The organism is Rhizobium sp. 01L410 (assembly GCF_056400165.1).
Genome location: NZ_JBFTST010000005.1, coordinates 45,443 through 67,685, shown reverse-complemented (window position 1 = coordinate 67,685; position 22,243 = coordinate 45,443). Strand labels below are relative to the sequence as shown.

Genomic DNA, 22,243 nt, shown 5'->3' with positions numbered 1-22,243 from the left:
CGGTATTCGGTGGGCGCTTTTTCGTTTGTGGCGCACTCACGGTCGGCTACGGCCCACGGATCATCTCCCCACGATGACCTGCGTCCCAGGTTGCACCATCTCGTAAAGCTCCTCGACATCCTGCCGGTACATGCGGAAACATCCACTTGAGGCATTGGTACCGATAGACGAGGGGTCGTTGGTGCCATGAATTCGGAGTAGACCGTCGGCAAGGTAGATGGCGCGTGTACCCAGCGGGTTTTGTGGCCCGGCCTTCACCACTGCCGGGAGCCTGGGGTTCTTCGCACGCATGCTGGCGGTCGGACGCCATTCGGGGTGTTGGTCGCTTGGAAACGACCCTCGTCGTTCCGAACCATTGTTTGCCCTCGCGGCCTACAGCGATCGGATAGACGAACTTCTGTCCCTGCGAGGTCGTGTAGGAAAGCACGTGCTGGCGTGTTGAGATGGTGATGGTTCCCCTCGCGGCACGTAGGAAAGGCTGGCGACGCTCCCTGTCTGGTAGACGATAGTGCGGCTCCCGAAACTCGGGCTCTTGATACTGCGGTTCGTCCTCGTAATAGGGAGGCGGTGGATAGGGACTGTATGGATCGTCGTAGCTATAGCCGCTGTATTCATCATAGCCATCGTATGACGCATAGACCTGGGCCTTAGCGTGAGCCGCTGTTAGCACGAAAAACGAGAATAGGAAGGCCAGCAGTCTCATTCGCACCACCCGATGTTTACCAGATGATTGCACCGAACTCTGTGGCGGCACTATGACCGCCAGACAAGACTGCCGGTTTCCAGGTTTCTGCGGTCTCAAGCTCGAGTTCATAGCCTTCGGTCCCTTGCCTTTTATCCGGTTCGGTGTCGAAAGATACCTTCTGGCCTTCCCGAAGCGACTGGATGCCTGAAACCTGAAGTGCCGAGATGTGAATCACGATGTCCGCACCTCCGCTATCAGGCGTTAAGAAGCCGAAGCCAAGGCTTTGATGATGTTGTCCGGTAGACTCAGAGCCTTGCCGACATCCCAAACCTCTGTCCAAGTGATGGCCGCCGGAAACGGCGTTGTCGTTGGAAATCGGCGGGCGGATTACGCGTTGGCGCGCGATGTGGGCTACTCCCACTTTCGTGGCAGGAGACCCCCACGAATTCTGGAGGCCCTGTCCTCTTGCGTTGGCGCGGTGGTAGGCTTTGCATGGGCTGACTGCAAAGCAACAAGGCTCTGCAGCGCACTTTCCCGGTCTGCCTCACTCACGTTGCCGACGGCAACACCTGCCAGATCGAAACGCTCAGCGTTCGGCCGAGCGCAGGCAAGGTAGTATCGTTTCGAGTGAACATAGCCAGAGGTGACGCGCCGAAGCTTCGATACGGTCCTGTCGGGCTTGAGCAAGCCCCTGATCTCGTCGAAAAGACCAATTGCGAATGGCCGGACAGGGTCGCCGGGTTCCGACGGCAGAATATCGATGGTGCGTACGAGCATCTCGATGATGGCTTCGGCCCGCCTGACCTCAAGCTCGGTCGCGAGAATGGGACCTGTGTCTTTCCTCTGCGATTTCTCCATCGTCAACTCCGCGTCGCTCATCATCATCTGCGATTGTTTTCATATGGGTTACTGTTGCAGTCATTAAAATGCGAAACGGTCACAAGGCAAGTGGCCGGCCAGCCTGTCACGAGGTCAGCTGATCGAGAAGATGGAATATGTGATTTGAATCGCAAGAGTAGGGTTGCTAAACGGAACGAAGGCCTGGCGCTCAGAATTACGAACGGTCGACTGGAGTATATGATTACTGACAGCTTGGCTTGCGCGTTTAGCGGGTACGGTGCCGTGAAACACAGTGCTCGGAAGGATCACCCGGTATTTGCGGCCCTGGAATTGCCATCTTCGTTTCTGGCAATGATCCGGTCAAAATCTACGCCCGCCATCGGGCGGGAAAAATAGAAGCCTTGCAGATCGGTACAACCGGCCGCGATCAGGAAGTCGCGTTGCCCTTGGGTTTCGATACCTTCAGCTGTAGTGGTTTTTCCGAGCGTTCTGCTCAATCCGATGATCGACGAAACGATGGCAGCTCCCTCGGCCTGGCTTCCAAGCAAGTTGACAAATGAGCGATCGATCTTGATCCTGTCGATATTGAATTGGATTAGATGGCTAAGGGACGAGAAGCCGGTCCCGAAATCATCCAAGGCAATGCGAATTCCGTGCGCCCGAAGGATCGCAAGCGTCTCCTGAGCGCCGTGGTCCAGGTTGAAAAGCGCAGCCTCGGTGAGTTCGAGTTCGAGACGCGAGGGGCTGAGGCCAGCCTCCTTGATAATCGAAAGAACGCGGTCGCCAAATCCGCGGCGCCGGACTTGGGTGGGCGAAACGTTGACGGCCAGCGTGATGCCCATAGGCCATGATGCCGCTCTGAGCGCGGCAGTTCTCAACACCCATTCCCCGAGTTGATCGATAAGACCGGCCTCCTCGGCAATCGGAATAAACATGTCGGGCGTGAGCAACCCTAGATGCGGATGCCTCCACCGTACCAAAGCCTCTGCACCCGACAGCGGCATTTCTTCGGAAGCGAGGTGGACTGATTGGAAGAATACTTCCAGTTCGCCCTTATGTTCTTGGGTGATGGAATCGCTGGCGGAGCCCAGAAGAAGACGAAGATCCTGAGTCAGGTTGTCCTTTTCGACATTTCGAGTATCGAGATATTCGTGATACTCGACACACCGACCCCTTCCATGGCTTTTGGCCTCGTAAAGCGCCACGTCAGCGCGGCGAAGGTATTCGCTGCGGGCTAAGGTCCGGTCGTTGACAATAACAGCACCAATCGAGCCGCCAATCCTGACAACGATATCGCCGTTGCGCAGGTTGAATGGCTTGGCGAGCTCGGAGACGACCTCGTCCCATAATTCCGGGAGCGCTCGCCCCGCTGCGCTCCCAGGGGGCAGGAGCAAGGCGAATTCGTCGCCGCCCATCCTGGCAAGCATATCCCGTTCTCCGAACAGAGGGCTCAGCCGGATCACAACGCTGCGGAGAAGCTCGTCTCCAGCCGGGTGTCCGTAGGTGTCGTTAACCTCTTTAAAGCGATCCAGGTCAATGAGTGCCACGACGGCGTCGCCGGCAGAAGCATCCAGGGTGCCGAGACAATGCTGAAAGCGCTCCGCAAAGAGCGCTCTGTTGGGCAATCCCGTCAACACGTCATGATAGGATAGATGACGAGCATGGTCCTCGCTGCGGCCGAGTTCCTTCAGACTTTTTCTCAGGCGTCCCATCAGAGCGAAGAACAGACCGCCGATCAACAGTCCTGCGACCGAGAGGAGGGGCACGAGACGGGCAACGACGCGTGAGCCGGGAAGATCCGGCGTCCATATGATAAAACCGATGGGTTCGTTCGTAGCAGTTGCCTCGATCTGGAAGGCGACCTCGTTTGCATCAGCGTCTGCGGTCCGCGCGTACCGGGCGCCGGCAAGGCCTTGCTCACGGCTGAGCGCATCAAGAGTGGCCCCATCGAGAAAGCGGAAAGCAGCGAGATACAAGGGCTGCACTGGTGTTACCTTGACGCCATTGGCTTCGATTGACCCTGTCACTTTCGCGACGCCCGCAATAGACGGCCGCCCCTCCAGTTTCATCAGAGCAACATGGATCCTTTCTGGGTTAGTCTCGCTCTGCCCAGGGCCATTGAGATCGGACTCCTTTATCATCGGCAAAAGGAGCGGGCGGATCCATTTGTACCGGCGGGCGGTTTCGGCGTCGGCCTCCAGCGCAAGATCGCCGGTCGATGTGACCAGATAAGTGCCGTTGTAACCAAACACGGTCTTTGCGACCGTGGCGAAAGCTTCGGCGGTGCTACTGTCGTATCCGCCATCCGCGGCCACCGCATTTCCCGACAGGAGTGACGAGAAGCCTGCAGCCATCAAGCGCATGTCTTTCGAAACCCGGTCCACCTGGTCCTGAAGGCGGCCGTTGACGAGTTTGCGCTGATGGTCCAACGCCGCAGCGTCACTTTCTTTCCCCGCCCAAAGTGCCGCGACGAACACGAGGCCGAGAATGGCAACACCGCTGATCGCGAGCAGCACAAGTGTGGCTCCAGAAGAGCGGGCAGCTTTCTGGGCAAAACGTTGAGGCAGATCATATGCAGACAAAGCGCTTCTCTCCGGGGCGGCTTCAATTCTGGCGCGCATTCATTACGAAAACCTTGTCAAGGATCCGCAAATTTAGTGCTTGGAAAGGGTAAGCATCTTAAACCTTTGATGGTTTCATTGGCATCATCAACAGCCTGATAGGGGCAACGAACGGTGGGGTCGCAACATGCCAGAAATGAAGATGCTCATTAGGCGACGGATGCTGGTGTTGGGTTCGGTGATGGCCATGGCTGCAGGGGCGCCGTTTCCGTTGCTGGCAGCCGAACACGATACCGTCCGCGTGGCGGTCGAAGGCGGCTTTCCACCGTTCAACTACCTAGATTCCGAGAACCAGCTCCAGGGCTTTGACGTCGATGTCGCCAAAGCCCTCTGTGAGGCGGCCGCGCTCAAATGCGAATTCGTCATCCAGGAGTGGACCGGCATGATCCCCAACCTGCTCGCAAACGAGTATGACGCCATCGTTTCGTCGATGTCCATGAGCGCCGAGAGACGTGAGAAAGTGGCGTTCTCGGCAAAATATTATGACAGTCCCTCGGTGTTCATCGTGCGCAAAGGCTCCGATATCGCAGGTACGTCGCCGGACGACCTGAAAGACAAGAGGCTTGGCGTCACTGCATCAACGGCGCAGGAGGCATACGCAAAGAAATACTATGGCAATGTATCGACGGCCGTGGTTCAGGCCTCGCCCGACCTTTACAAGGAACTGGCTGAAGGAAGTGTTGATATCATCTTTGAAGACAAGCTTGCGGTTTATGACTGGCTGACCAACACCAAGGCAGGAAGCTGCTGCGAGTTCAAGGGCGAGGACATCAAGAATGCTGAGTATTTCGGCGACGGTGCGGGGATAGCGGTGCGTCCAGATGATAAGGATTTGCTTGGAAAGCTGAATGGCGCCCTTGAGAAAATCCAGGCGAGCGATGTCTACGACACAATCAATGCGAAGTATTTTCCTTTCAGCATCAGGTAGACGCGATCCGCGATTTGGACTGCCCAACACCGCTACGTTGTCAATGGTGGATCGCGCCGGAGAATAGCCTCAGCCTGGCCGCCCCTGCAGCCCCGGACTTTTATGCGGCAGGTATATGGCCGTAACTAGGGTTGCTCGCGTGTCCCCGGCGCAGCTTCGCGCTGATCAGCATCCTCAAGATCGGTTGCGACGACAAAGGCGTCGGTATGTTGGCGTGACGCCTCCCGCAGTGCTTCAAGGCTCGGGTGATCGTCAGGGAAGGTTTCGTTAGCGTGCTCTACAGGCGCGTCGATTTCTCCGGGCGGGCGTGGAGCCTGAATATCCGTTTTGGTTTCTGACGTTTCGGTGCTTCCGACAAGAGGCTCAATCCTTGGCTGCTCCCTGGCTGGCGCATTGTCAGGTATTCCGGCGATTGTCTTGGTTCTCTCGGTCATCAAAGATCTCCTTTCGATGATAACGACGGGTCTCCAGATGGGTTCCGGACCTGCAGCACGAATGCGACTGTGGCCACGCTGCGTTGAGCGCCGCTTCCAAGACAAACCAGCTGGTGGAAACACCCCGCGCCAAGTCCTCCGCTGATGGATACGCTGATGTCGACCGACGGCGACTGGAAAGCGTGGCGCAAGGCTCGGAGAAATATGCGCTTTCGGGCTTAGCCTTTGATCAAGGCAAAATATCGCTATGGTTGAGCGGAGGGACAACCTCTTCGATGCTCAGTTCCCTAGTGCTCACTCCCGAGCATCACCTTAGCGCCATCTCCACTGGCGCTATTTTTAGCACAATCCCGGCAGTCGCTCCGCAGATCCTGCAAATCAAACGCGGATACTTGAGCCGGGCAAGGTGTGCAACGGCCACGGCCCGAAAATGCGTCACAGATGTTGTTCCCTGGTCCATGTGCCCGCTTGCGCGTGTGGCGATGATGTCAGGGCAGTTGAATTGCAGAAAATCCTCACCCGGGCTTCCATTAGCGCCTTCGTCCTTAGCGCGCCGATGCGCAGGCTGATGATCGATCTGTCGCCCCGTCGGGACGCGGATCTTGCGCGTCATCCGGCGCCGAACGTCCAATATCGGCAATGACCGGAAGATGGTTTGATCCATACATTGGACCCGTCCGTCGATCACTGACGGCTAACGCAGCGGAAACCGCGACATGGTCGATCGTCGAACCGAGGTAGAAATAAGGATACAGTTTCAGGCTGAAGCGGCTTGTTATCCAGGGATCACCGTCACCCGCAACGCCAAGGCCCGTCTTCTTCAGGACATCCCTGTAAAAACCGGAGGCGCGTGGTGTGTTCCAGTCGCCTGCGACGACGACGTCGGAAGCAGGAAGGTCTGATCTAACGCTGCTTGCCAATGTTTTCAGATGGAGATTCCGCTCACGCCATTGCTGAAGAGATCGCGGTGTGTCCGGATGGATCGCGTAAAGGACGAGAGGGCGGTTCCAGCCGCCGAGCTCGAGGCGCACGGGGTGCTTGTGGAACTGCTCGTCAATCGCGGGGTCCGATACCATTTTCTCACGCAGGATCGGAAACCTCGAAAACACCTTGACCCGGTCATAGGTCATAAGGTCCCGGGTCGTTTCATATGGAAAAAGGCCAAGATTGCGAATTGGGTCCTGCCAAGTGTCCAGCGTCTCCTGCAGCACCAGAAGGTCCGGCTGTTCCTTTCTTATCAACTCGAGAAACTGATCCGGATCGTTTGTGTTTTCGATGAAGAGGTTGGCCGTCAAAACACGAAAACTGCATCGAGCGGCCGTTTGGGCGACCGGGACAGCAGCATAGGGGTAGATCGATATCAGGAGAGCTGAAATAGTTATCGCAACCGCGGGTTTTGCTCTCGTTAAAGACGCGGCAACGAGAAGCACCAGTCCTGCCACCACGACATATTGCCACGCAAATGTCAGCAGATCGAGGAGCCAGAACTGATCGGAAAACGCAACGACGGCAATCACCATGCCTGCGTATAAGATGGCGGACGCGAGTACCGTGACTGTCAGTGCCTTGCGCATTCAAGTCCCATGGGTTTGAGAACGTGCCCATCAGCTATCCGAAAGGCGGTAGGAAGTAACTGACTGTCTCACATGTGGTGTAAAGGAAAAAGCTGGGAGCAGGCGTCTTCGCGACGGCGCCATGGAAGAGGTCGTTGGGCGCAGGCACTGACGCCAAACCTCGTCAGGTCTTCTCGGCTCGAAGACGGATCGCCTGCGCGGCGCAGTCTTCGTACCAAGCCGTTGCGACCATCATGACGGCGATCCGATCATCAGCGGTTTCTTGTCGAGGCCCTTTTTCATCAGCACCCCGGTATCCGGCCCGAATTGGGCATAGATTGGCATGATGCTGGCACCGAGCGCCGAGCCACGCGCACCGAGATTGCCGGCTGTAATCTTCGGCGCAATGAGCCCGGGGGGGAGCATCTGGGTGAAACAGCCTCGCACGCGATTGACCGTATCAAGAAGGAGAGGTGAGGGGAGTAACCCGTCAATCACAATGGCTTCGACATCGACAACGGCGATACTGCCGATGATGGCCTGGGCAAGCGCGTCGGCACAGTCGTCCTGCCATTCTTCGACGAACCTTCGAGCGTGTGCCGGCATCGGCTCCAGATCACGGACGCGGCTGATGTCGATGCCATTGGTCTTCAGGTGATGGATCAGCGTGTAGATTGAAGCGCGGTGGAGGAGCACCTCAAACCTACCAGCGGGCTTTGGAACGGAACTCAGGTTTGAATGGGTTACCGGAAATGGCCCAAAAGCAGCAGTGTTGCCGTTCGGCCCGGTCTGCAGCGTACCGTCAAGAACGAGCCCGGCTCCGACGAAGGTGCTAAGCGAGATATGCAGGAAGTCGGTGAACTGCTTTCCGAGCCCGAAGACGAGTTCGGCGACGGCCGCCGCCGACGCATCGTTCTCGATCATCACGGGCAGTGCATAGGTTTCGACGAAATGCGCCTTCAGGTCAAACTGGCGCCAGGCCAGCTGAACGTCGCCTGGAAAGCCAAGTTCTTCATCCCAGCCACCGATGAAATATGGCGCCGAGACGCCGATACCCGTGAGGCGGAGGCTTGGTTGCGGACCCAGCTGCTTCTTGAACCTGTTGACTGCACTGGCTGCCAGCCGCTTGACCGTGTCCGGATCCGGATGGTCGTAGTCATGTGTCTCATAGGCTACGCTTTTGCCGGCAAAATCGATCAGGATGGCATCCATCGACCGCCTGCCGATATGGAAGCCGATTGAATAGGCGCCATCGCTTGCCAGAGCGTACATGGCAGATGGCTGGCCTTTGCCGCCGTAGCGCCGCCCGTTTTCCACGAGATAGCCACCAAGAACCAGCGCATCGACGATGCCGGCGACAGCAGGGGGTGTCAGATGGGCAAAGCGGGCAATTTCTGCCTTGGAAGCCTGGCCGAAGCGGCGCACCGCGTCCAGAACAACACGCTCGTTGTAGTGCCGTAACTGTACCGAGTTGCTGCCTTTGCCCGCCATGGTCCTACCAGTATCGATGCTTCAAAAAATGCAGTCTGCTTTATCTAAGAAGCCCTATCCGCCACCTCTGATTTGCACAAGGTCTTGACCGCTAGCCCGCACGGGTGACCTCCGACAGATTGCCCCTTGACGTGTTCGAACTACAATTATAGTAAATTGCTTTAATTAATCCCAGTGGGAGTTGGGATTTCTTTTGACGGCTGAGAGGAGACACCACGAGATGCATGATCGCTATCCATTCCATTTTCTGAACGGTCTGGCCGGCGCCAATGCTTGACGTGGCAAACATGGTTGCTTCCCAAGCCGCTGGGACGGTTGTCGCATCGCTCGAAAACGTTACCAAGGTTTTCGGGGGAACGGCAGCCGTCTCCAACGTTTCGATCGAGCTGCGCGCCGGCGAAGTGCTGGCGCTTCTGGGCGAGAACGGTGCAGGCAAAAGCACTTGCGTCAAACTTCTGGCTGGCGTCCATCATCCTGACCATGGCCGCGTTCTGGTGCGGGGAGAGCCCCAGGCATTTTCTTCGCCGCTGGAGGCGCAGAAGGCCGGCATCGCGGTGATGCACCAACATCCCGGATTGTTTCCTGATCTCAGCATCGCCGAAAACCTGTTCATCGGGCAGACCAGACTTCGCTTGAGGCTCGATCGCCGGAGGATTGAGGCAGACGCCCGCCGGTTGCTGGCAATCGTTGGTCTCAACGTCGATGTGACGGCTCCGCTGTCCGGCCTCAGGACATCGGAACAGCAACTGGTCGAAATTGCCAGAGCGCTATCTCTGGACGCGTCCGTCCTGATCATGGACGAGCCGACGGCAGCGCTGTCGCAAAGGGAAGTCGAGCGGCTGTTTTCCGTGGTCGACAGCTTGCGGGCGCGCGGCGTCGCCATGATGTTTGTTGGCCATCGCATGGACGAGATCTACCGGATCGCCGACAGGATCGCCGTTTTGCGCGACGGCAAGCATGTTGGTACAGAACCGGCATCGGACTTGTCGCGCGAGCGGGCCGTACAGATGATGGTCGGCCGGTCGCTCGATGGTCTTTACCCTCACCATGCAACGGCGCCAGGCGCAGTCGTCCTCAGCATCAAGGGCCTTGGCAGGGATGGCGCATTTCGCGGCGCGACGTTCGATGTCCGGGCAGGCGAAATCCTGGGGCTTGGCGGCCTTGTCGGCAGCGGCCGGACCGAAATCGCCCGTGTTCTCTTCGGTATCGACCAGCCGAGCGCAGGATCAATCGAGATCGACGGACATCCGAGGCAGTTTTCCTCGCCGAAGGATGCGATGGAAAGGGGGATTGCCTATGTCTCCGAGGACCGGATCGGTCAAAGCCTGGTCATGGATTTCCCGATCCTGACCAATGCGACGCTGACGGTTCTGGACGAAACCACCTCGACACGCCTGATATCCCGGCGCAAGGAGATCGGGATCGCCGAGCCTTTTCTTTCGCGCCTGCGCCTCAGGTTCAGCTCCTACGATCAGTCGGTCAGCGCCCTGTCTGGCGGCAATCAGCAGAAGGTGGTGCTGTCCAAATGGCTGGCGACCAAGCCGCGCCTGCTCATTCTCGACGAGCCGACCCAGGGTATCGACGTCCAGACGAAGGCAGACGTCCACGCCATGATGGCAGATCTTGCCAGCCAGGGCATGGCAATCATCCTGATATCGTCGGAACTTCCAGAACTCCTTGGAATGTCGGACAGGATCGTGGTCCTCAGGGAAGGCAGCATCACGGCCGAGTTTTCCAGGCAGGATGCGAGCCAAGAAAAGATTATCGCAGCCGCGACCGACGCTGTCGTCAGCAAGGTCGATGGCGGCATCGTTGCGCGTCCATCTCAAGACAGCACCTCACAGCCGGACCATCGCGAGCCTTCGTCCGCAAAGAGCATGCTTGCGCACCGCGAGCTTGGCCTTCTGGCGGCTATTGCAGCCGTTGTCATACCGGTCTCGATCCTGAACGTGCGAATGCTGAGCGGAGCCAATCTGTCCGCGCTTGCCATGGATGCCGGCCTTCTGATGATCGTGGCACTGGCGCAGATGCTTGTGATCGTGACCCGCAGCATTGACCTTTCGGTGGCGGCGATCATCGGTCTGGCTGCCTATGGCGCAGCCTCGACGCTTCATGCCCATCCAGAGATCGGTGTTTTTGGAGGCGTCTTGCTGGCCTGCGCAATCGGCTTGGCGGCAGGGCTGTTGAATGGGCTGATCGTCACCTACGGACGGGTTCCTGCAATCGTCGTCACCCTTGGGACGATGTCCGTCTTCAGGGGTATTAACAGTCTTTGGGCAGCCGGCACGCAGGTCAGTGCAGACCAGGTGCCGCAGTCATGGCTCGACATGACGGCAACCGAAATCCTCGGCATTCCGGCTGTTCTCATCATCGCCGTCCTGACCCTTGGCGCAGTCGGCTATTTCCTGAGATCGACCTCGATCGGGCGTGAGTTCTACGCGATCGGATCCAATCCGGATGGTGCGAAACTGATCGGCATTCCGGCGCGATCGCGTGTGCTGCTTGCCTTTTGCATGTCAGGTCTGCTTGCCGGTTTCGATGGCGCGCTCTGGGCATCGCGCTATGCCACTGTCGATGCGCGCGTCGCATATGGATTTGAGCTGACGGTCATTGCCGCCGTTGTCGTTGGCGGGGTTGCCGTTCGCGGCGGCTCGGGCACGGTCCTAGGCGTGGCTGCAGGAGCCTTGATGCTTCTGGTCATCAACAATGGATTGACGCTGGTGCGTGTCGACCCGCTTTGGCTTCAGGGTGTCTACGGTCTTGTCATCCTGATTGCGATCGGCATCGACGCCTATGTGGCACGCCGGGCAACCGGGAAACATCACGGGGTTGGGCAATGAGCGAGAACCGCACGCAGGGACCTGACTTCATCAGCCGCTTTGCAAACTGGGATAATTTCCTCGCAGGACTGACGGTGATCGTCGTTGTCTATGCCGTAGCAGGCGTCGACAATTTCGCGTCCGCATTCAATATTTCGCAAGCGATTGCCGGCATTTCCGAACGCGCCCTCATCGTCTTGCCAATGGTACTTTTGATCATTGCGCGCGAAATCGATCTGTCTGTCGGAAGCATCCTGGCGCTGACAAGCGTTCTGTTCGGCCTTCTGGTCCAATCAGGCATGCCTCTTGTTGCTGCAATTCCGTTGACGTTGATTGCGGGCGGGCTGTGCGGGGCGTTCAATGGCATTCTGGTGACGGCGCTCGGGCTGCCATCGCTGGTGGTGACCCTTGGCACAATGGCTCTCTTTCGAGGCATCGGCTATATTCTCCTGGGTTCAGGATCGATCAACGAATTTCCGGATAGCTTCCTTGATTTCGGAATAGACACGCTTGGCAACTCGCCGATCCCGGAAACGATCGTCCCATTCCTGATCCTTGCCCCGATCTTTGCCGTGATCCTGCAAAAAATGCCGCTTGGACGACGCATCTATGCGGTCGGCGGCAGCCCGGATGCTGCCCGTTACTCCGGCATTCGCCTCGCACGGTTGGTCTTCGGTCTTTTTGTGACATCAGGCGTCGTCTGTGCCGCAGCCGGCATGGTCTACACGGCACGCCTGGCCAATGCGCGGGCAAACAACGCGCTCGGGATCGAGCTCGATGTGATCACCATCGCACTGCTCGGAGGCATCAGTGTGTTTGGCGGGCGGGGCAAACTGACGGGCGTGCTGTGGGCGCTCTTATTGGTCGCCACCATCAGAAACGTGCTCGGCCTTCTGCAGATCGGCGGGGATGCACAGGGGACTGTCATCGGCCTGCTTCTGATCCTGTCGCTCGTTGCCAGCAACGCGGCCGAACGTGTCTTTGCCAGAGCCAGACTTCGCAAGTTCGACATCAAACCAGGCAAGTAGTTTCCGGGACTGGCCTGTCCACATCGTACCGGATCCATTGGAGGAGGAAACAGCATGACATCCCAACTTATTCGATCGCTTCTTGTTGCGTCGTGCCTGGTTGCGCCGTTTGCCGCAGCGCAGGCCGCCGAATGCGCCAAGGAGCCAGTGACCGTCGGGTTCCTGCCGAAGCTCGATACAGATCCCTATTTCCAGGTCGCCCAGACCGGTGCCGAAGAGGCGGCCAAGGAGATCGGTGGCAAGGCGGTCAAGCAGGCGCCGTCGCAAGCGACCGCTGAGGCCCAGATCGACTTCATCAATAATCTGGTTTCCCAGAAGGTTGGTGTGATCGCAATCTCTGCCAATGACGCGAATGCGGTCGCACCCGCATTGCGTCGCGCCGAAAAGCAGGGCGTCAAGGTCGTCTCATACGATTCAGACGTTTCGCAGGCAGCAAGAACACTCTTCCTGAACCAGGCCGCCGGCGACAGCCTGGCGGAGATGATGCTGGAATCGATGGGTCAGATGATCAACTACGACGGAGAGTTTGCAATCCTGTCATCGACGCCGACAGCAACCAACCAGAACGCCTGGATCGACTTCATGAAGAAGCGCATGGCGGGCGACAAGAAATACGAGAAGATGAAGCTGGTCCAGGTCGCCTACGGCCAGGAAAGCGAGCAGGTCAACCAGCAGCAGGCGCTGGCGCTCGCACAGGCATTTCCCAACCTGAAGGGTATCATCATCCCAGCCGGGATAGGTCTGCCTGCAGCCGCACGCGCTATGGATCAGGCGGGCCTACTTGGCAAGGTCAAGCTGACGGGATTGGCACCGGCGACGCTCATCAAGAAATACATCCAGAACGGATCGGTCCAGGACATCTGGTGGAACGTCGAGGATCTCGGCTACCTGACCTATTACGCAGCGCAGGCGGTGGCGTCTTGCAAGGTGACGGGCAAGGAGGGCGAGAGCTTCGAGGCAGGACGCCTGGGCTCCTACAAGGTCGGTGCGAAGGGCGAAGTGCTTCTTGGGCCAGCCGAGATCGTCACCCCGAAGAACGTCGATGAATTCAAGTTCTGAAGCCTGACGGGTGGAGCGCGCTACCAGCGCTCCACCTCCAACAAAAAATCGGAGAACGAAATGAAGCCGGTCCTTCTCGCTGGCGAGACTTTCCACGTGACCTCATTTGCGTCGAAAGGCTATGAGGTTAGCGCGTCAGCTCGCTTTTCCAATGGAGGACTTCGCTGGATCGAAGCCCTGACACGACATGGGTTTGACGTGACCCAGATCGGCGGAGAGCGGTGCGAAAGCGAGTTCCCGACAACAAAGGAGCAGCTTTCGGCATACGCAGCCGTCGTACTTTCGGACGTCGGAGCGCTCTCGTTGCTTTATACGCCGGAGACCAGGAAAGGCCGCCGCTCGGTCAACCGCCTCGAGCTGCTGCGCCAGTGGGTGCTGGAGGGCGGTTCGTTGATGATGGCGGGAGGCTATTGCAGCTTTCAGGGGATCGACGGACTGGCCCTGTTTCACGATACGGCCGTGGACGATGCGCTTCCCGTCAAGATCTATGCCGGACCCGATGGCCTCGAGGCGCCTGAGGGTTTAGATCCCCGCATCACGGAGCCAGACCACCCAATCCTGCGTGGCATCACAACGCCGATACCCTACCTGTTGGGCATGAACAGGGTGGCAGAGCGCCCGCAAGATGTTTCAACGACCCTTGTTCATTGTGACCGGCGCGGAGAAGCACTGCCACTTCTAGCTGTCCGGGACCTTGGCAAAGGCCGATCACTGGCGTGGATGAGCGATATCGGTCCTCATTGGCTATCGACAGAGTTTATGGAATGGGACGGGTATGACGTGCTAATGGCGAACATGGTCAGATGGCTTGTCCGCCAGATCTGACGGCGCGCTTTCATAAACGCCAGGGCAGTGGTTTGGTCTAGTATCGCCACTGTCTGGCCGTTTCCAATGCGGTCGAGCACCATCGCGGGTGTTGCCATCCTGCTACTGCAAGAGGCGATCACCTCTGGCATCTTCCGGCTCCAGCGAATCTTGGATCCGAACATGATCGAACATCGGCGCGCCGCAGCCGCCAAAGCATTGGCGAGGGCTGCCAGCATGGGCATAGCGGTTGACGGCGATCCGAAATTTGCCGAACTCTTTGAGGAGTGGACCGCCGGTCACATCACGATGCGGGAGGCGCGGGCTCAGTATATTGCGCATATTCGCGAGCGCGAGGGCGCTCCTGGGGACTGGCGCGCGCTTTCGATCCAGTCCTCGAACGCACAGATCAAATCGAGGCTGCGGCCGGCCGGCTAAATGCCCCGAGTGAGGGCCACTTTTCCTGGATAGGCTGTGTCAGGTGCTTCAAGACCGAAAGGTCGCTGAAGTCCGGGACAAAGCCGTCGGCGTCGAGCTAGGCAGCCGCAAGCTCGGCACCCACGATGTAATTGTGACCATGGAGCCTGGCACACTGGTGATCAGCGGGCAGGTGGCACAGCTGATGCGACGCCGAGATATGGAATTTCTTGGTGATCCGGTGCGCCAACGCACCTCTTCCACGGAGTAACGCCTGACCGCTTCGGACCAGAAGTTTGGGTCCTTCCTGTTCAATAGGATGGATGTGCCCGGCGAGGTGAAACGCCTCGCGCCGCTCGACACAGGTGCCACAGCGCCCACAGAGGCGTTCGCCGCCTTTGTAGCAGGACCAAGTCTCGGTGAACGGCGTACTGTGATTTGCACCATCGACGACGATCTCGGCCTTCGAGAGGTTGACGTATGGCAGGGTGCTCTCACTGCGTAGGTGACCTATCCGCATTGGGCCGAGCATCACGAATAGAGCCGACCCACATGAGGGCTCGACAATGGAGCTAGATCCTTTGATCGGCATCCATCCTGACGCGGCCCATACCTCCGATCTATCCTTGCCGGCCGCCCATCTGCTTCTCGGCGGACTGGATAGCTTCCACGGCCTGGCTCGGCACGGTTCGGCTCGACAGCTTGAACCAAAGCGTGACCGATGATGGCTAGGCCGTCGATAGCTCGCTGCCAAGCGTCGAATCGGAACAGGAAGTCCAGCGGAGCGGCGAGCTCCCGGGCTAACCGTGAAGATCCAACTCAATTGGCAGCAACTCTATTGGCAAGGCTCGGGAATTTTTGTGGAGGTTGATGGTGCCGAGGGAAAACGCGCGGCGACTGGAACCGATCTCTGGTTGATGCGTTATAAATTCGCATCAACTGAAGCGAGACACATGATTCAGCGCAATTACATCAGCGCACGCCCGAGTTTCGACCTCCATGCCGGCGACGCAAATCTCCGTCGACGGCTTCAATCGTTGTATGGACCTGAAAGTTCCGGTCACGATCCCTTCGCCGAACTCCTGTCACGAATCGATCGTGTCGAGGATCGGGGAAGAAACACTGATTTAGAAATCGATATGGCAGACTTGCCCGAGCTTTCGTGAATTCTGGCCGCGCCTCACAGTTGCTATCCGGTCAGACGCCGGGAAAGTCCATGCGAGGCGCGTGGAACCCGTAGGTTCGAAAGACAACGGTGCGACCCGCAACTCGTTCCAGTACCTACGAAACTAAAGTTCACGTTACACCATTCTTATCTCGGAACTTCGTTTAGCAACTCCATCGTCAATGCGTTGAAGGAGTTGATCGCGACGACAGGCTCAGTGAATCGATCAATTCCCGGGCGCTCGTGGGCTTGTCGATCCCCGTCGACGAAGCTGTGGCGTTCTGTCGACGGGAACCATCGATGATCATAGAAGTTAGGGTAGGCTGCAATGCTCAGCCAGTTGCGCAGCCGCCGAAAGGTGGAAGGCTCGTTTCTCAAGCCGAGGCAGGCCTTTAACGTTCACTGCTGTCGACGGGCAAAATTACGAGATAGCACCCGGGCTGGCCAGCGCGAAAACTGTAAAGACTGCTGGCAGCGTGACCATGGGCGTCTTCTAAAGTCAGCCTCCAATGATTTGCCTGTATGACCAACCAAAAGAAAGCCCCGCTTGAGGGCGGGGCTAGTCGCGAGAGTGACATAGCTGGGAGAGGAACAAGCCAGCGCACCATGAACGCGGCTGCGCCTGTATGGGTTCCTCAAAAGTTTCTAGATCGAATCGCGCCAGAATTGGCTAACGAAGCGCAACCCAAACTGCGTCAGGGCGATGATTAGAGCGAGGACGCCCAAAACGTACGGAATTCCCGTCAGGCTGTAGAGGATGGCGATTTTCACGGCGATCGTGCCGGCGACCGCGCCAACCACAAGGCTGGCCGCGCTAGGTATTTCGGGCTGTCCATCCATGACCAGGGCCGTGCGTTGCGAGTGTCATGAGAATGCGCGCATTCATTTAATTAGACGTTTCAAATATAGCGCGAAGGCGATCCAAGCTGTCGTTTTTGGTGGCAGGACCATGAAATCCGGGGATCCATTCCCATATCAATTGGATGGAGTACCTTGTGTCCGCGCGTGAACGTGAAGTCCTCGTCTTGATGTGCGACGGGAAGAGCGCACAAGAAATCGCCGACATTCTCGGGATTTCGGTCCACACCGTGCGAACGCATATCGACAGGTTGAAGGAGACCTTTTCCGTCTACAAGGATACGGCGCTAGTAGCCGCGGCACTTCGGGCAGGGACAGTCTACTAAGGAGCGGGTGTGGGGTTGCGTGACGTCGCATTCACATGCCGATACTCAAGCGGCTATCGCGCAGCTACTGCAGCGGGACCGTCATCCACTTTTCCTGCGACCTTTCAGGTCGGCTTCAACGCTCTTCTTCAACGCATCCATGATGTTGATGACATTGGACGGCTTCTCCGACTTGTCCTTTTTGCTGTCGGTCTTCCGAGTGGGTTTCAACCCTTTCTTCTTCGAGGCGATAAGCTTCAGCAGACTTTCCTGTATTGGATCAGTCACCATCGAGGGCGACCATTTCTCCATCCGCGGCTTGATCATCTTTTTGATGACCTCGACGGTCTTAGGATCGGCTTTCTTCTCAATTTCCTGGAAGTACTCTCCCTCAGGACGGACCTCGTCGCCAAAACGGAGGGTCCAGACGACAATGCCCTTGCCGCGAGGCTCCAGCACGACGGCGCGTTCTCGCCTGCCGATGACAACCCTGGAGATACCGAGGACGTCGTCGGCTTCCATGGCATCCCGGATCACCGCAAACGCCTCATTCCCGATCTTGTCGTTCGGCATGAGATAGTGCGGCGTCTCCAGATACACCCACTCGATGCTTTCACGGGGAACGAACTTCTCGATATCGATTGTGCGAACCGTCTCCAGCTCGACTGATTCCAGCTCGTCATCGGTGAGCAAAACATATTCGTTCTCGCCGCGTTCGTAGCCCTTCGCCTCGTTCTCCTCCTTGACGGGCTTTCCGGTCACCGAATCCACGTATTGTGACACGACACGGTTTCCGGTCTGTTTGTTGAGCGTATGGAAACGGACCTTCTCGCTATCGGAAGTCGCGGGGCTCATGGCGACAGGGCAGGTGACCAGCGAAAGTTTCAGATAGCCTCTCCAGTAGGGGCGACGCGGGGCCATGGGTGATCCTCCTAGCTGGCTTTCTTCTGTGGGGTTTTGCCGTTCGATTTGTCCGCGACCGCCTTTTTGGACTTCCGGGCGTTGGCGTTGGCAGCCTTCTTAGGCTTGGCTTTTCCCATGCCGGCGCTTTCGCGCAATGCCTTGAGAAGATCGTTTGGCTTGGAAACCTTGACGGGCTTCGGCTTGGGAAGCCTCTTGCCCTCGGCCTTTGCCTTCACCAGGTCTGCGAGCGCTTTTTCATATCGGTCCTCGAACTGGGCGGGGTCGAAATCGCCCTTCTTGGTGCCGATAATGTGTTTGGCGAGATCAAGCATTTCACCGTCGACCTTGATCGACGGCATCTCTTTGAATGCCTCTTCAGAGGAACGGACCTCGTAATCGAAATTGAGGGTGGTGGCGATCAGGCCCCGTCCGTGGGCTCGGATCAAAACAGTCCGCATCCGACGGAACAGAACAGTCCTGGCGATTGCCGTGACGCTCGCTTCCTTTAGCGCTTCACGAAGTCCGGCGAACACATCTTCAGAGACATCATCCGTCGGTACGAGATAATAGGGCTTGTCAAAATAGACATCGTCAATGTCGGAGCAGGGCAGGAAGGCTTCAATTTCCAGCATCTTGTCAGAATCCGGAATGACAGCCGTCACCTCTTCCGGGTCGATCATGATGTACTGGTTGTCTCCGACGTCGAAACCCTTGACCTGTTCGTCACGCTCGACAGTTTCTTCGGTTTCGCTGTCGATAAACTCCCGGCGGACCCGATTACCCGTGGCCGCGTTCACGGTATGGAAGGTGATGCGATCCGACGTGGAAGCCGCCGTATAGAGACCGACACCACAGCTGAGCTCGCCGATCTTGATGTGACCCTTCCACTGAGCGCGATGAGCGGCCATGTCGTAACTCCGTCTGGAACCTTTTGCTCAACTCCCTGTTCATGCTTTCGTTCCTAGCCATGATCGAGGGGAAGAAATGTCGCGGCATCAAGAAGACAATGGCGAAGCTGGCAGAAGCGGTCCGATCCTGTTGAACGCGGTCGTGACCTGGTTTCGCGTCCACCAAGTTGCGTTCGACCACAAGGTGGCCGACGTTCTCTGTACAGCCGCTATCGCGCTGTACTCCCTTGGTTTTGACGAGAGGCAGATCACCGATCATTTGATCCAGAACTACAATGGACCGATGGCGACGAAGGCAACCGCTCCGTCATCGTCGGCATACCACTGAACGACAGCGTCTTTGTCGCAAATGCACTGCGTACGGCAACGGACGGAGCAATCGATTATCGGAACAACATCGTCAGATTGTCATTACTTTCCCGAGATCGCGACCGTGTCAATCGGACGTGACGGGGATGGTGAACATGGGAATTTTTTCCGATTTCTTCCTATGGCCAACGAAACGGCAGTGGAGCGCCCCACCCGTCCGGCGCGATTTCATCCTAGCCAAGCGCGTCCGAACAGAACTTGGACATGCGCCTCTGGCGCATATGAAAGTGTGATTTCCATGGACGAACACGTATCGAAACGGCGACAGGCGAGTTCACAGCAGGCGCGTATCGACGCCCGAGAACAAACGGATCGCATTGCAATGCAGACGCTGGAAGAGGAGCGGCAGCTCCGCGCCATCAAGACCAAAAGACTGAGGCAGGCGAGGGAGGCGTTGGTCGAACGCGAGACCGCTCCCGACGATCTGTCTGATTAAAGGCGCAGCTGTCGCAGCCCCGCACAAGACGCTAGCTGCACGGGTCCACCGATGCGGCTATTCAACAGGAGAAATTCACATGCAGTTGCTCAATACGAATGTTGCCAAGACCACCGAGGGAACCCTGACTGTCGAATTTCACGGTGAGGGAAATGAGATGATCTCTGTCCGTATGGCTTCCGACGCGGCTGGAGGTGAGAGCGCGGCGATATTGCGCGCGAAAGAGATGATGGTACAGATCGCATCATTCGGTGGGGACAATTCTTCGCCTAGTGTACCAGGCGAAGGGGTCAGTATCGACGACACGCTAGCAGGCGAGCTCGATGACCGGACTGAGGTGGTCTAGGTGCAGCTCGGTTGACCTAAACCGCTTTTGGGGCCTGCGTGGTGAGCCTGTCTCGTGAAAATTGGCAGTAGTCTCCCGGACCCCGGGTTTGGAGCGTCGCGGAATATCCGCATGCTTTGTGCATCCATCTCGCCGAAGCAATGCGACCCACTGGACATCCAAGGGTCGAGACGAGAAGTTTACAGCCAGATCAGGACTTGATGAATTTTCGTATCCGATTGGTGAGGGCGTTTTACTGATCAAAGATCTGATCACAGACGTACGCTGAATTCGGTGACCGACGACATCGGCTGGGTAAAGTCGTCAAGAGCGTTATAAAGCATCCCGTCGGACCCAAACGCTGACACTTCCTCCGTTGGTTGGAAAATCGGCGCGACCTCTGTCATCAGTTGTTATCTCGCCTTCACGATGACCCAGAAAGTCTACAAAGGAGGTACTCGAATGGCCTAGGCCAAGATCAACGGATATTTGTCCTTCCCCGCCATTGGACATAACAACCACGCAACCCGGCTCGCGCTCGGTTCCGTGACGGACGAAACCGATCACACGCGCGTCGTCGAAATGTTCACTCTGCGGGCCATTGCCGAACCGCTCGCGCGCTTCTATCAGCTTGGACATGCAGGTGATTGCCGGCATGTTCACCGTCTGCTGGCTGCCGTCTACGGCCTTGTCACTGTATTCCGCGCCATACAGATCCGGATAGAAAACGCAGGGCGTGCCGTGTTCGCGCAAGAGGATCAAGGCGTAGGCAAGGGGCTTGAACCAGGGCTCGACTGTCGCTTCCAGCGATTGCAGGGGCTGTGTGTCGTGATTATCGACCAGAGTGACGGCGTGGTCTGGAATTGAAGACACGAGCGATCCATCGAAGATAGTCCGCATGTCGAATTCTCCACCGGCCTTTGAGGCATCATGGAATCGGTGGTGGAGCGCAACGTCGAAAACCATCAGTTGCTTGTCGACGAGTTCCAGATAGTTTGTAAGCGTCGTCATATCGGGGTGCCAGTATTCGGCGACGACGAATAGATCGGTCCCGACCGCGTCGCGCATATGGCCAACCCAATCCTTGAAGAACCACGCCGGGATGTGTTTCGCCGCATCCAGGCGAAATCCTGCAACAGGCACCTGCTCGGAAAACCAGCGCCCCCAATATTTCAATTCTTCGTAGACTGCGTTATTACGGAACTCGACATCGGCTCCCATCAGGTAGTCGAAATTGCCAAGCTCGTCATCGACCTCATCGTTCCATTGGCCTTCGCCATATTCGTTCATAAGCCGGAAGACGCCGGCCCCATCTGGCTGCTCAATCACGTCGACGCCGCTGAAGCACTGCTTGTCCCAGATGAATTCGGAGTACTTTCCAGCTCTTCCGGGGAAAGTGAACCGGGTGTGGGCGAGGGCTTTCACGTCGTCGTCCTCGATCTGCGTTCGATCTTCGGAGTTCACGCGTCGCACGACCACGCTTTCCTTTTCGTCCGCTCCCATTTTGTGGTTCAGCACGACATCATGGATCGGCCGCAAGCCATGGTCGACAAGAGCCCTGCAAGCGTTATCAAAGGCTGCCTTGACACCATATTTTGTGGTCACGCTGCCCTTCTGATCAAATTCCCCGAGGTCGAAAAGATCGTAGGTGTCATATCCGACCGATGAAGCGCCAGACGCGCCTTTATAGGCGGGCGGCAACCACACGTCGGTGATTCCGATCTGTGAGAGGTAAGGAGCCTTTTCAGCTACCTCTTTCCAGAGGTGCCCATCTCCTGGAGAGTACCAATGAAAGAATTGGAAGAGGGTACGTTTGCTCATCAGGTTCCTGAAAATAGATGTTGCGACACCAGGCCGACTATCGGCTGTCTCGGGGGAGGCGGCTGTTTATCAGCAGCTCGTGAAGCGTGGCGAATTGCCCGAAAAGGGCCTCAAGATCGCGTCTTTGCTTTTCGTCCAGATTGTACCGGTCAGCAAAATCGTCGACCCGAAAAACCTGTCGGGTTCCGCTCTTTATCATTGATTTTGTTTTGAAATGGTTGCTCATATGACGGCCCTCGCTAATCGCGCGGGAAGAATGTCCATCGTGAACATTTGTTCCAGGATGCACGCGATAAACTAGCAGATGGGTTGAGTGGGCCGCCTTGGCCCGACGGCTAATTGACGCTATGGAACAAAAAGCCCTTTGTAAACGTCCCTCCTGGAGGTCCGTCATGGCATGGACCGCGCAGTCGACGTCATCGGGGAAGCCATTGTCCGACGGGCGAATTCTTAAGAGTTTGGCGAAGGCCGATA

Annotated in this window: 21 protein-coding genes and 4 pseudogenes; 12 read left to right on the top strand and 13 right to left on the bottom strand. The window is 57.4% G+C overall.

The annotated features are described in order from the left end of the window. Window positions 1–60 precede the first annotated feature (60 nt). The 4 genes and pseudogenes from AC1DV9_RS12400 to AC1DV9_RS12385 form a co-directional block, all read right to left on the bottom strand. Window positions 61–703, bottom strand: a pseudogene (locus AC1DV9_RS12400) (L,D-transpeptidase). A gap of 99 nt (window positions 704–802) precedes the next feature. Beyond that, a pseudogene (locus AC1DV9_RS12395) lies at window positions 803–1,013 on the bottom strand (cold-shock protein); the annotation flags it as partial. Between the two features lie 83 nt (window positions 1,014–1,096). Further along, window positions 1,097–1,570 carry a ProQ/FINO family protein gene (locus AC1DV9_RS12390; RefSeq protein ID WP_442208195.1) on the bottom strand — a complete coding sequence of 158 codons (474 nt, stop codon included), beginning with the start codon at window positions 1,568–1,570 and terminating at the stop codon, window positions 1,097–1,099. Between the two features lie 260 nt (window positions 1,571–1,830). Then, window positions 1,831–4,146 carry a putative bifunctional diguanylate cyclase/phosphodiesterase gene (locus AC1DV9_RS12385; RefSeq protein WP_477948103.1) on the bottom strand — a complete coding sequence of 772 codons (2,316 nt, stop codon included), beginning with the start codon at window positions 4,144–4,146 and terminating at the stop codon, window positions 1,831–1,833. A gap of 127 nt (window positions 4,147–4,273) precedes the next feature. Between AC1DV9_RS12385 and AC1DV9_RS12380 the strand changes: the two genes are divergently transcribed. Next, window positions 4,274–5,074 (top strand): transporter substrate-binding domain-containing protein, encoded by an 801-nt coding sequence (locus AC1DV9_RS12380; protein ID WP_477948102.1) that lies wholly within the window; start codon window positions 4,274–4,276, stop codon window positions 5,072–5,074. A 125-nt stretch (window positions 5,075–5,199) separates the two neighbouring features. Here the strand turns inward: AC1DV9_RS12380 and AC1DV9_RS12375 are convergent, their stop codons facing one another. From AC1DV9_RS12375 to AC1DV9_RS12365, 3 genes are all read right to left on the bottom strand, one after another. Continuing rightward, window positions 5,200–5,508, bottom strand: coding sequence for a hypothetical protein (locus tag AC1DV9_RS12375; protein ID WP_112444331.1), 309 nt, complete (start codon window positions 5,506–5,508; stop codon window positions 5,200–5,202). A 545-nt stretch (window positions 5,509–6,053) separates the two neighbouring features. Then, window positions 6,054–7,082: an endonuclease/exonuclease/phosphatase family protein gene (locus AC1DV9_RS12370; RefSeq protein ID WP_477948100.1), complete on the bottom strand. Its 1,029-nt coding sequence runs from the start codon at window positions 7,080–7,082 to the stop codon at window positions 6,054–6,056. A 231-nt stretch (window positions 7,083–7,313) separates the two neighbouring features. Continuing rightward, window positions 7,314–8,552 carry an ROK family protein gene (locus AC1DV9_RS12365; RefSeq protein WP_477948099.1) on the bottom strand — a complete coding sequence of 413 codons (1,239 nt, stop codon included), beginning with the start codon at window positions 8,550–8,552 and terminating at the stop codon, window positions 7,314–7,316. Window positions 8,553–8,839: 287 nt separating this feature from the next. On the opposite strand from AC1DV9_RS12365, the gene AC1DV9_RS12360 reads away from it, so the two are divergent. The 5 genes from AC1DV9_RS12360 to AC1DV9_RS12340 all read left to right on the top strand — a co-directional run bounded on the left by AC1DV9_RS12360 (window position 8,840) and on the right by AC1DV9_RS12340 (window position 14,700). Continuing rightward, window positions 8,840–11,392 (top strand): ATP-binding cassette domain-containing protein, encoded by a 2,553-nt coding sequence (locus tag AC1DV9_RS12360; protein ID WP_477948098.1) that lies wholly within the window; start codon window positions 8,840–8,842, stop codon window positions 11,390–11,392. After that, on the top strand, window positions 11,389–12,399 hold the full coding sequence (locus AC1DV9_RS12355) for an ABC transporter permease (protein WP_477948096.1): 1,011 nt from the start codon (window positions 11,389–11,391) through the stop codon (window positions 12,397–12,399). Before AC1DV9_RS12360 ends, AC1DV9_RS12355 begins: the two co-directional genes overlap by 4 nt. 54 nt (window positions 12,400–12,453) lie before the next feature. Beyond that, complete coding sequence (locus AC1DV9_RS12350) at window positions 12,454–13,458, top strand: rhamnose ABC transporter substrate-binding protein (protein WP_477948094.1); 1,005 nt, start codon at window positions 12,454–12,456, stop codon at window positions 13,456–13,458. Window positions 13,459–13,518: 60 nt separating this feature from the next. Continuing rightward, a complete protein-coding gene (locus AC1DV9_RS12345; protein ID WP_477948092.1) occupies window positions 13,519–14,283 on the top strand; it encodes a glutamine amidotransferase in 765 nt (254 codons plus the stop codon). Window positions 14,284–14,445: 162 nt separating this feature from the next. Then, window positions 14,446–14,700, top strand: a complete 255-nt coding sequence (locus AC1DV9_RS12340; RefSeq protein WP_477948090.1) for a hypothetical protein — start codon at window positions 14,446–14,448, stop codon at window positions 14,698–14,700. Between the two features lie 100 nt (window positions 14,701–14,800). Here AC1DV9_RS12340 and AC1DV9_RS12335 read toward each other — a convergent pair. Continuing rightward, a pseudogene (locus tag AC1DV9_RS12335) lies at window positions 14,801–14,929 on the bottom strand (6-carboxytetrahydropterin synthase); the annotation flags it as partial. Next, window positions 14,929–15,166: pseudogene (locus AC1DV9_RS12330) on the bottom strand (7-cyano-7-deazaguanine synthase); the annotation flags it as partial. The pseudogenes AC1DV9_RS12335 and AC1DV9_RS12330, both read right to left, overlap by 1 nt. A gap of 319 nt (window positions 15,167–15,485) precedes the next feature. Between AC1DV9_RS12330 and AC1DV9_RS12325 the strand changes: the two are divergent. Then, window positions 15,486–15,845, top strand: coding sequence for a hypothetical protein (locus AC1DV9_RS12325; RefSeq protein WP_477948088.1), 360 nt, complete (start codon window positions 15,486–15,488; stop codon window positions 15,843–15,845). Window positions 15,846–16,489: 644 nt separating this feature from the next. Here the strand turns inward: AC1DV9_RS12325 and AC1DV9_RS12320 are convergent. After that, entirely contained in the window at window positions 16,490–16,684 is a 195-nt protein-coding gene (locus tag AC1DV9_RS12320; RefSeq protein ID WP_477948086.1) for a hypothetical protein, read from the bottom strand. A gap of 155 nt (window positions 16,685–16,839) precedes the next feature. On the opposite strand from AC1DV9_RS12320, the gene AC1DV9_RS12315 reads away from it, so the two are divergent. Then, entirely contained in the window at window positions 16,840–17,028 is a 189-nt protein-coding gene (locus AC1DV9_RS12315) for a response regulator transcription factor (protein WP_477948084.1), read from the top strand. 81 nt (window positions 17,029–17,109) lie between these two features. Here the strand turns inward: AC1DV9_RS12315 and ku (AC1DV9_RS12310) are convergent, their stop codons facing one another. After that, window positions 17,110–17,928, bottom strand: coding sequence for a non-homologous end joining protein Ku (gene ku, locus AC1DV9_RS12310; protein ID WP_477948083.1), 819 nt, complete (start codon window positions 17,926–17,928; stop codon window positions 17,110–17,112). Window positions 17,929–17,939: 11 nt separating this feature from the next. After that, window positions 17,940–18,818, bottom strand: a complete 879-nt coding sequence (ku, locus tag AC1DV9_RS12305) for a non-homologous end joining protein Ku (protein ID WP_477948081.1) — start codon at window positions 18,816–18,818, stop codon at window positions 17,940–17,942. 76 nt (window positions 18,819–18,894) lie between these two features. Here ku (AC1DV9_RS12305) and AC1DV9_RS12300 point away from each other — a divergent pair, with 76 nt between their 5' ends. The 3 genes from AC1DV9_RS12300 (at window position 18,895) to AC1DV9_RS12290 (ending at window position 19,969) form a co-directional block, all read left to right on the top strand. Continuing rightward, entirely contained in the window at window positions 18,895–19,146 is a 252-nt protein-coding gene (locus AC1DV9_RS12300; protein ID WP_477948079.1) for a hypothetical protein, read from the top strand. A 279-nt stretch (window positions 19,147–19,425) separates the two neighbouring features. After that, the gene (locus AC1DV9_RS12295) at window positions 19,426–19,623 is read left to right on the top strand and encodes a hypothetical protein (protein WP_477948077.1); all 198 of its coding nucleotides are present in this window, start codon (window positions 19,426–19,428) and stop codon (window positions 19,621–19,623) included. Window positions 19,624–19,702: 79 nt separating this feature from the next. Further along, window positions 19,703–19,969 carry a hypothetical protein gene (locus AC1DV9_RS12290; protein WP_477948075.1) on the top strand — a complete coding sequence of 89 codons (267 nt, stop codon included), beginning with the start codon at window positions 19,703–19,705 and terminating at the stop codon, window positions 19,967–19,969. Between the two features lie 312 nt (window positions 19,970–20,281). Here AC1DV9_RS12290 and amyA read toward each other — a convergent pair whose 3' ends face one another. Then, window positions 20,282–21,769 carry an alpha-amylase gene (amyA, locus tag AC1DV9_RS12285; RefSeq protein WP_477948074.1) on the bottom strand — a complete coding sequence of 496 codons (1,488 nt, stop codon included), beginning with the start codon at window positions 21,767–21,769 and terminating at the stop codon, window positions 20,282–20,284. Between amyA and AC1DV9_RS12280 the strand changes: the two genes are divergently transcribed. Continuing rightward, window positions 21,762–21,971, top strand: coding sequence for a hypothetical protein (locus tag AC1DV9_RS12280; RefSeq protein WP_477948073.1), 210 nt, complete (start codon window positions 21,762–21,764; stop codon window positions 21,969–21,971). The two genes, amyA and AC1DV9_RS12280, sit on opposite strands and share 8 nt — an antisense overlap. Window positions 21,972–22,243 lie beyond the last annotated feature (272 nt).